Source organism: Clostridia bacterium, from assembly GCA_035561135.1.
Classification (GTDB): Bacteria; Acidobacteriota; Terriglobia; order Terriglobales; family Acidobacteriaceae; genus DATMYA01.
The window spans coordinates 1-2,223 of record DATMYA010000096.1 but is presented as its reverse complement, the minus strand read 5'-3'; the positions used below and the strand labels follow the sequence as shown (position 1 = coordinate 2,223).

The window sequence follows — 2,223 nt, the reverse complement described above, 5'->3', positions numbered from 1 at the left end:
CGCCCAAAGCGGACCGCAGTGGGCAACCTTGTATTCGGAAGGGAGGGGCTACAGCCTCCTGGCGGTGAAGACGAAGCCGATGGAGCAGAGCATGCAAGCGGCGACCGCCGATGGCTGGGCCCAGCAGATCAACCAGACAGGCCGCGTCTCCATCTACGGGATCAACTTCGATACGGGTAAAGCGACCCTAAAGCCTGATTCAGAGAGCGTTCTGACCGAGATGGCTGCCCTGCTCCAGAAACAGCCCGAATGGTTCATGCTCGTCGCCGGCCACACGGACTCGGTCGGAACCGATGCGGTGAACATTCCGCTCTCACGGCAGCGCGCGGAAGCTGTCATTACCTATCTTGCGGGCAAAGGCATTAACAAGGCTCGTCTCACCGCCGCCGGCTTCGGTGCACAGAAGCCGCTCGCGGACAACGCCACAGAAGAAGGGCGCGGTAAGAACCGCCGCGTCGATCTCGTCAAACTCTACTGAGCTGATCTTCAGCCGGTGATCGGGGCCAGGAGTCGAGTTCCTGGCCCCGCTCGCTCATCGTTGGCGGTCGCGGGTCCCCCCGCTTCCCACCCTCCGCAAATCCGTGGTAAACGACGATCGCAACGAATACTGCGCTGCTACACCGGCAGAGAAGCCGGATTCCGGCAACTAGACTCACCGACAAACGAATCGGGACGGCACCCTGGTTCTTCCTTGAATCGGAGCGCTCCGTATGAAATACTCAGTTCCGGAGGCTCGTATGGCGAGTTCCTTCTCCTACGCGACAGCCGCCTTGGCCGTGTTCTCCTTTCCTATCGCCCCGCAGCAGTTGGAGGTCGGGAAGCCCGCGCCCCCATTGAGCCTTGAGCGGACGATACCAGCCGCACAAAACTTGACTTTGGAATCTTTGAAAGGCAAGCCAACGGTGATCGAGTTCTGGGCAACTTGGTGCGGGTACTGTATTCAGGAAATCCCGCATCTCAACGCACTCGCTGACAGATTCCGGGATGTCCGGTTCTTGTCAATTACTGATGAGCAGTCTTCGACCGTCGAGCCCTTCCTGGCTAAGCGGCCGATCTCGGGGGAGATTGGTATAGACCGCGACGGGTCCACGTTCAAGGCATACGGTATTGAGGGTAGGCCGCAAACCGTGCTTGTGGATAAGGACGGCGTGGTGCGTGGCATCCTGTACCCGACTCAACTCACAGCGGCGGTGTTGGAGAACTTCATTTCGGGCCGACCGCTGAACCCTACTCCACTCCGTCGCGGTCTCCGGATTTTGGAGGAGAACACCACTGAGCCGCTCTTCGCGGTGATTCTGCGTCCGGCAACCAAGAAGGGTGGGAACTTGAACCTGAACCCTGGCTACGCGCAGGGCGAGGGACTCACGCTCCGGAGGATTCTCACATACGCTTTCTCGACTTACGAAACGCGACTAGAAAGCTCGTCCGATCTGCTGGACACACGCTACGACTTCTGTGTTTCGATCCCGCAGGGCGGCAATGATGAGCCGCTCTTCCTGCGCGAAGCGCTCCAGCGTGCGTTCAGGCTCAAGTTCCACTGGGACAAAAGGGAGGTTGACGCTCTCGTCCTCACGGCGCCAAACCCGAAGATGCCCGAACTCAAATCGCTGGGTCCTACCATGTTTACCTTCGTCCTCGGCTTGGAATGGAGACTCAAACGCTTCGTGGTGGATGAGACCGGCCTCCGTGGATATTACAGATTCGAACAGCCACCGGATGATGAGCGCATCGAGCAGTTCCTCAAAGACAATCTCGGCCTCCAGCTATCGCCCGCGAAACGGACGGTCGAGATGCTCGTCGTGGACTCGTTGGAACTGCCCGAAGTCGGCGCGGCCCTGCCGGGACGATAGATTTGCGGCGAAGTCGAACGCGCTCGGGCATCGTGATCGGTTTACGGGCCATCCGGGAGTTGGCCGCTTCGGCGTCAAGTTGCCGGGAAACGCCCATTTTTAAGAGTGCAGCACAAAATAGAGTCTGATCGAACGGCTTATCAGCAACCGCACTCACTCATACCGCAGCGCCTCAATCGGATCCATCCGCGCGGCCTTGATCGCAGGCAACAGGCCTGCTACCAGCCCCACAGCCTCCAGCATCAGCGTCGAGGTAAGCACCGCGAAGGTCGAAATGCGCAGGTGGATGTCTCCCGTGCCGCTATTGTCCTTGAATAGCGGGCCAAGCAGGGGCAGCGTTTCTAAAACGCTGGTCACCCCGTAACCTGCCGCC

At 59.5% G+C, this 2,223-nt stretch carries 3 protein-coding genes; 2 read left to right on the top strand and 1 reads right to left on the bottom strand.

Features of this window, described 5'->3' with window-relative positions; translation table 11 throughout:
• Both VN622_18480 and VN622_18475 read left to right on the top strand, forming a co-directional pair.
• A partial coding sequence (locus VN622_18480) for an OmpA family protein (protein ID HWR37853.1) occupies positions 1-478 on the top strand: 478 nt, incomplete at its 5' end.
• A gap of 232 nt (positions 479-710) precedes the next feature.
• Positions 711-1,850: a redoxin domain-containing protein gene (locus VN622_18475; GenBank protein HWR37852.1), complete on the top strand. Its 1,140-nt coding sequence runs from the start codon at positions 711-713 to the stop codon at positions 1,848-1,850.
• 153 nt (positions 1,851-2,003) lie between these two features.
• Here VN622_18475 and VN622_18470 read toward each other — a convergent pair.
• Positions 2,004-2,223: ABC transporter substrate-binding protein (locus VN622_18470; protein ID HWR37851.1), on the bottom strand; the 220-nt coding region annotated here is incomplete at its 5' end.